Genomic DNA, 7,016 nt, shown 5'->3' on the forward strand with positions numbered 1-7,016 from the left:
GTTATTGTAGGGTGCGTCAGGGCTGAATGTTTTGACGAGATACTCAATAATTTTCCCCCTGACGCACCCTACAGTTATTTAGTTACTCGCTTTCTACTCGTTACCAGGATCTTCCTTGGAACCAGTTAAGTTTGACCTGGTTGTTGACACCAATACTTACTTTCCTGCCCCTGCTTTAACTTCCGTCGAAGCTCGATCGTACAATGCGGTTGCTTTCCCGACATCCTGCAAGAATTTCATCTTAGCAAACACCTCAGCAGGCGGATAAATTTGGGGATTTTTCAAATCTTTCGGGTCAATTAAACCTTTGTCTATTGCTGCTTTATTCGGCGAACCATAGTGGGTAAAATTAGAAATTGTAGCACCTACTTCTGGCTGCAAAATGAAGTTAATAAATTTTTCCCCTAACTCTTTGTGCGGTGCACCTTTGGGAATTGCCATGTTATCAGAAAAGACAATTGTTCCTTCTTTCGGAATAGCGTAGCGGAGATTTGGATTCTCTTTCATCACCTGAAAAATATCGCCGCTCCATTCCATTGTCAGGTTTACTTCTCCTTGATCGAGCAGAGTTTGACCAGTGTCTGGGACAAAAGCTGCAATAATATTTTTATTTTTAATCAGCAAGTCGCGGGCTTTGTTAATTTCTTCGGGATTAGTTGTATTTGGATCGAATCCTAGATACATTAAAACCGCTGCAAAAGTGTATCTGGCATCATCTTGCCATGCTATTTTTCCCGTATATTTCGGATCGAACATCGCCCCCCAACTGTTAATTTCGCCCTGGGTTGCTTTCACGTTGTAGCCAATTCCCATTGTTCCCCACTGATAAGGCAACGAATATTTGTTTCCAGGGTCAAATGTTTGGTTTATCCATCTCGAATCCAGATTTTTTTTGTTAGGAATATTCGGGTAATCTAACGGCGAAAGTATATTATCTGCCGCCATGATTTTCACCATGTAATCGGCGGGAAATATTACATCATAACCCGGATTTCCTTGTTTTAGTTTGGCATAGAGTGCGTCGCTGTTCTCGAAAGTGTCGTATTGAATTTTAACATTGTTCTCTTTCTCGAATTGGGCGATCGCTTCTGGGGCGATATAACTTGCATAATTGTAAATGCTGAGGACTTGCTGGTTGCCACCTGTGCGGCTGCATCCGAAAACCACCGTTGCACTCATCACAAACAAAAGTAAGAAAGTCAGGAGGCGTTTCATGGGTTTTGTTAGTTGTAGGCAAAATTAATTATGACACACAAAGCAAGTTTTTTAACTTCTTTTAACTCTTAGCGACGATACAACCAGCAATAAAGAAGCTAGCAACATCAAAGTTGAGATGGCATTAATTGCTGGCGTCACTGCAAATTTTATCATGCCGTAAACCAATAGCGGCAGCGTCATCGAACCGACACCGGTGGTAAAGAATGTCACGACAAAATCGTCCAGCGACAGAGTAAAAGCCAGCAGTGCTGCGCTGAAAATAGCGGGCAAAATTAGAGGGAAAGTCACGCGCCAAAAAGTCCGCCATTCGTTAGCACCCAAGTCAAAGGCTGCTTGTTCTAATTGAGGATCGAGTTCCGCCAAACGCGCCCTGACAGTAATCGTCACAAAGGAAATATTAAAGACAACGTGACCGATAATTACTGTAGGTAAGCCGAGGTTGAGGTGAATTCCGGTGAGATTTTCTACGATCCGAAATACGAGGGTAAAGAAAACTAGCAGCGAAATGCCGATCGTAATTTCGGGCATAATCACCGGCAAAAACAGTAAAGCTTCCACTGCTTTGCGTCCCGGAAAATGAAAGCGTTCCAGCGCTAGCGCGAGCATTGTACCGAAAATTGTCGCTAACACAGTAGAAATGGCTGCAATTAGCAAGCTATTGCTAAGTGCTGGCAAAATTCCGGCGCTGCTGCTGGTAGCAATCGTCGCGCCTGCATTGCTAAACAAGCTGCCGTACCAATCGAGGGTAAAACCGCGCCAAACAGCGTTAAATTTGGAGCTGTTAAACGAGTAAATAATTAAGATGAGAATTGGCAAGTAGAGAAAGGCAAATGCTAGTGCAGCTTGTGCCCAAAGCCACTTTTTGGCGATCGCCCGAACAAATAAATCTAGTTTTGTTTTAGTCATCAGTCCTGCCGTCATCAGTCATTTGGGCATCTTACCCTAAATTTAGCTCGATCGAGGTGATAAGATCGAATTACACATTACTCTAGGGAAGACGCATGAGCAGTCTAGAAAAAGTGGCTGGTTGGAGCGATAACTTGGATCGCCTCGTCAGAGTTCGCAACGAGATAGCAGCTTTGTTGGAGAATCTCGCCCAAAAGCTCACCCAAGCGGAATCGCAATCAGAAAATACATCGGGAAAACTAGGACTCTCTCAAGATATAGAACGTCTCATCCAGCAAAGCGAAAATTTGCGCCAAGGAGTATTTCGGTTTTTAGTATTAGGGGATATGAAGCGGGGAAAAAGCACATTTCTCAATGCTTTGCTAGGGCAGAGTTTACTTCCCAGCGATGTCACTCCCTGTACTGCTTTGTTAACAGTGTTAAAATACGGTACAGCAGAGAAAGCGACCATTTACTATAACGATAACAAACAACCAGAGCCAATAGATTTTCAGCAGTTTAAGCAGCGCTATACAATTGATCCAGAAGAAGCCAAAATTCTCGAGCGTGGGAAACAGCTAGCTTTTCCAGATATCAGCCATGCGGTGGTAGAACATCCGCTACCGCTGCTAGCCAAAGGTATCGAATTTGTAGACAGTCCGGGACTGAATGATACGGAAGCGCGAAACCAGCTTACTCTCGACTATATCTACAACTGTGACGCCATAATTTTTGTGTTGAGTGCGTCTCAACCTTGCACGTTGGAGGAACGCCGCTATCTCCAAAATTACCTCAAAGACCGAGGTTTAACTATCTTCTTCATTGTCAATTCTTGGGATAGGATTCGAGATGGACTTGTCGATCCAGAAGACACTGAGGCACTGCAATTAGCCGAGGAGAAACTGCGTCGAGTTTTCCAAACTAATCTGAGTGAATATTGTCAGGAGCGGGGTCGGGATATTTATCAGCAGCGAGTATTTGAGATTTCTGCTCTCAAGGCCTTGCGTACTCGTTTGAAAAACTCAGAAGCTACTTTGGAGGGTACTGGCTTTGTGGAGTTTCTTGCCGCTCTAAATCATTTTTTGACTGAGGAACGAGCTGCGGCTGAACGGGAACAAGCAAAAGCGATCGCACTTCAAGCTTGCAACCGCTTTCAAGGAGCAATCTCCCGCCGCATTCCTTTGCTAGAAGAAACTGTCGAGGAATTGAAACATAAAATTGATTTGATTCAGTCTGACTTCGCCACTTTGTCGGAAATTGGCAATCAATTCCAGCAAGAAATTAGAACTGCCCGCGAGACTACTTCCCAGGAAATATCCGATTCTTTCCGTACCTATATCCTGGATTTAGAGAAGACGTTTGAAGAGGATTTTTTAAGCACTCAGCCCGATTTAGATTTCATGCAATTTCTCGACAAAAACAACCGGGCAATGTTCTATACCTCATTTAAACGCGCTTTCGAGCGATATATGAACGATCGCCTCAGTGCTTGGGAATTCATTGCCAAACAGAAAATAGCCTCTGCTTTCTCTGAACTGGAGGAAAAAGCAGCCGATCGCCGAATTGAATATGAACGAGTAGTAGAAGCTATGAATAAGAAGCTTTTAGGCTATCGCTTCTACGCCGTCGGACATAGCTACAAGCCTGAAGAAAGCTCGACTTGGGCTGAGGTTGCAATAGATATGTTTTCATCCATTCCCGACAACCTCAACAGAGGTATTCATTCTTTCAATATGTTTTGGCAGAGTGTTTTGGCTTGTGTCATGGTCACGCTTGTGCTAAATATTATTGGTGTAGTTGTTGCCTCTTTAACTCTTTCAGTGTTTGCGGGAATTCTGTTACTTACAGGTGTGGTATCATTGCAAGCAGAGTATGTTCGCCAACAGTTCATTTCTGCGACGAAGAAAGAGTTTGTCAAATATCTGCCGCAAATTGCTGAAGAACAGTCGCAATATATTTGTACAGCAGTTAGAAAATGTTTTGATACTTACGAAGAACAGGTGTGCGATCGCGTGAATGCTGACATCAATTCTCGCAAAGCCGAGTTAGATAGTTTGCTAGCGCAAAAACAATGCCGAGAAATTGACATCCAAGCTGAAACTAAACGTCTGAAACACTTGGAAGCCGATATCTTGTCTCAATGGCAGCAAATTGAGTCTGTAGGTGGATGTTTGTAGTTAAAATCCCATAGGACTTGCGAAAAAAAACCCGGTTTCTTTGAAAGTCATGGCTGCTTGCTTGAGACATTAATGAAGAAACCGGGTTTTTGAACTTTGATGCGTCCAGGAATGTCCAAGGGGTGCATCCCAGTTTTGTAAAAAGCATTTTTTGTTTGAGTGCGAGCGTCCCCGCTCGCACTACAAGAGCAAAACTGAGATGCTCCCATGTCCAAGTAAGGTGCCCATTTCGCACCTTACCCCTATTCGGTTTCGTCGGAGACGCGAAAATAAATTAAAACAGGAACTAATATTATTAGCGTCAACAGCATAGAAAGCGCCGAACCAAAAGGCCAATCGCGAGATTTCATAAACTGATTTTGAATCAAATTTCCCACCATAATTGTTTTAGATCCGCCCAATATATCGGGTGTAATGAAAGCGCCGACTGCGGGAACAAACACGAGGATAGAACCCGCAACAATGCCGCGAGTTGTCAACGGTAAAAATACGCGCCAAAAAGTCCGAATATCATTTGCACCTAAATCTTGAGCTGCTTCAACTAATGAAAAATTGAAGCGTTCTATGCTAGAATATAAAGGCAGAACCATGAAAGGTAAATAGCCGTAAATCAGACCGATCGCCACAGCGAAAGGCGTAAACAGCAAGTTTAACGGTTCGGTAATTATTTGCAGGCTTTGCAGGGCTGTGTTCACTACTCCTTCGCTGCGCAGCAGAATGATCCAGGCGTAGGTTCTCACTAAAAAGTTAGTCCAAAATGGAAGAATTATTAGCAAAAGCAAGGCATTTCGCCAGCGGGGAGGACGGGTGGCGATGAAAAATGCTAGGGGATAGCCGACTAACAAACAAGCCGCCGTTGTCAAAAAAGCCAAAAAGAGCGATCGACCAATTACCCCTAAGAAAACTCCGCTAAACAAGCGCTGGTAGTTGCTAAGAGTAAATACCCAAGTAATACCGCCATAAGTACCGCGTTCTAAGAAACTGTACAATAGTACAATTAGCACCGGCAGAATGAAGAAAACGATCAGCCATGCACTCGCAGGAAATAATAGCAGCAACAGGTTATATAATTTGCGATTTTCGATGTTCGATTTGCGATCGGGAAAGAGCGATTTCATTAGGGTTTTTGGCTACCCGTGCGTATAGGACTAATAATCCCACACATTTTATATCAAATCCGCAGGTCAAGCCGCAGCATTTATTTAGGGGTAGAATTCTGGCTTTTGGCTGCGGGCGAGGGTAATTGGCGGTTTACGTCAACATTCAAGTTTTCGCGGCGGAATTGGAAGCGGAAAACGACTTTGCGATCGCCCGCTGCATTTTGAGTCTGATTCGCGTCTAATTCTCCCCGTCCAGAAACTAATACTTTCTGCTGTAATTCGGATTTTTTAGGAAAATTTACCTCATCCGAAAACATATAATTAGAAACAGCTAAAGCCCTACGCAAACTCAGTTCTAGATTTTTGGAATCGGAACCGTTGGAACTGGTATGTCCTTCGATGACAACGCGAGCAATTTGTTTCTCAAACTGTTGGTTAGCAAAAAGCACTTGGCTGTAAATGGGAATGAAGGCTTGGAGAAACTTTTGACCTTCGGGTTTGAGGACGGAACTGTTATTATCAAACAAAATGCGATCGCGAATGCTGACATCTCCGGTTCCGGGGTCAACCGTAAAAATATCTTTGTCTCCTATTTTCCCCTTTAAAGCATTGACAATAATTTGCGGTAGTCCTTCAAAAGCGCTTTGATATTGCTGCAATTCCTGTCGCAGTTTTTCCACCTGAAGGATTTTTTCATCGAGCATTTTCGCCTTGGCGCTGAGTTGAATTTGCACGGTGATGAACAGGAGGGCGAACAACATCAGCAAGCCGGACATTAAATCGCCGATGGATAGGAGTACGCTGGAATCTTCCTCTTCTTCTGTTTCTGGTGCGTTGTCTAAATCGGATAAATTTCTCATTTTTGCATTGTTAATTAGTTTGTAGTGAGGACTCTAGTCCTGAACCTATTTCTAAATATCATCCCAAGCGCGACCATAGTCTTTAACTGGATATTCATGCCACAAATGACGCAGCCATTCGCGTCCATAATATTTTAAATACCAGTGAATACTGCTTTGATCGTAATCATAAGGAGACTTTACCCATAGGTGCTTGACAGGATTGTTGTGGATATAATTCAGTGTTGTATAGTAATGCCGTTCGGAACGAATAGCTCTATCACTGTAACTATACCAAACTGTTCGACCACCTGTAGCTCCATCTTCCAGATTCCATTCACGAGATATTGACCCATGAACCCGATGAAATAATTTACTTAAATCGTTAAAGTTCGCAACCTGTACCAAAAGATGATAGTGATTGGGTAATACAACCCAGGCGAGTATTTCCATACCTTTAGTTACAAATCCTTCAAATAGCCGATCTAGGAGTTGCTGGCGGCGAGATTGATCTACCATGTAATACTTATGTTGGTAACAGGTGCCTGTGAGCAGGTAAAAAGTGCGATCGCGTATTAGATGTGGTGGTCTGTGGGGTGGGTAGCCTTTGGCTAAGCGTTGTCGAACTAATTCAGCACGTTGTTCTGGTGTCAGCGTCAGGTACTTGTACATGATAGGTTGATGTGAAATTTGGTAGTAAAGAGTTGGGATCTCATTATAAATATAACTTTCCCTGGTTCGTATAGGTTCGATCGTTCGGACTTCAGTCCTTCTTGTTGCGGACTAAAGTCCTCACT

General features: G+C 43.3%; 6 protein-coding genes. 1 reads left to right on the forward strand and 5 read right to left on the reverse strand.

The genetic code is table 11. From position 1 onward, the window contains the following. Positions 1-156: 156 nt before the first annotated feature. Together QUB64_RS19825 and QUB64_RS19830 are read right to left on the reverse strand one after the other, a co-directional pair. Positions 157-1,215, reverse strand: a complete 1,059-nt coding sequence (locus tag QUB64_RS19825) for an ABC transporter substrate-binding protein (protein WP_333269270.1) — start codon at positions 1,213-1,215, stop codon at positions 157-159. A gap of 51 nt (positions 1,216-1,266) precedes the next feature. Next, positions 1,267-2,124 carry an ABC transporter permease gene (locus QUB64_RS19830; protein WP_333269269.1) on the reverse strand — a complete coding sequence of 286 codons (858 nt, stop codon included), beginning with the start codon at positions 2,122-2,124 and terminating at the stop codon, positions 1,267-1,269. A 95-nt stretch (positions 2,125-2,219) separates the two neighbouring features. Here QUB64_RS19830 and QUB64_RS19835 point away from each other — a divergent pair, with 95 nt between their 5' ends. Next, complete coding sequence (locus QUB64_RS19835) at positions 2,220-4,280, forward strand: dynamin family protein (RefSeq protein WP_333269268.1); 2,061 nt, start codon at positions 2,220-2,222, stop codon at positions 4,278-4,280. Positions 4,281-4,522: 242 nt separating this feature from the next. Here QUB64_RS19835 and QUB64_RS19840 read toward each other — a convergent pair whose 3' ends face one another. The 3 genes from QUB64_RS19840 to QUB64_RS19850 form a co-directional block, all read right to left on the reverse strand. Beyond that, a complete protein-coding gene (locus QUB64_RS19840) occupies positions 4,523-5,398 on the reverse strand; it encodes an ABC transporter permease (protein WP_333269267.1) in 876 nt (291 codons plus the stop codon). Between the two features lie 80 nt (positions 5,399-5,478). Then, complete coding sequence (locus QUB64_RS19845; RefSeq protein ID WP_333269266.1) at positions 5,479-6,240, reverse strand: OmpA family protein; 762 nt, start codon at positions 6,238-6,240, stop codon at positions 5,479-5,481. A gap of 51 nt (positions 6,241-6,291) precedes the next feature. Then, positions 6,292-6,891, reverse strand: a complete 600-nt coding sequence (locus QUB64_RS19850; RefSeq protein ID WP_333269265.1) for an REP-associated tyrosine transposase — start codon at positions 6,889-6,891, stop codon at positions 6,292-6,294. Between the last annotated feature and the right edge of the window lie 125 nt (positions 6,892-7,016).

Source organism: Microcoleus sp. Aus8_D2 (assembly GCF_036702665.1).
GTDB lineage: Bacteria > Cyanobacteriota > Cyanobacteriia > Cyanobacteriales > Microcoleaceae > Microcoleus.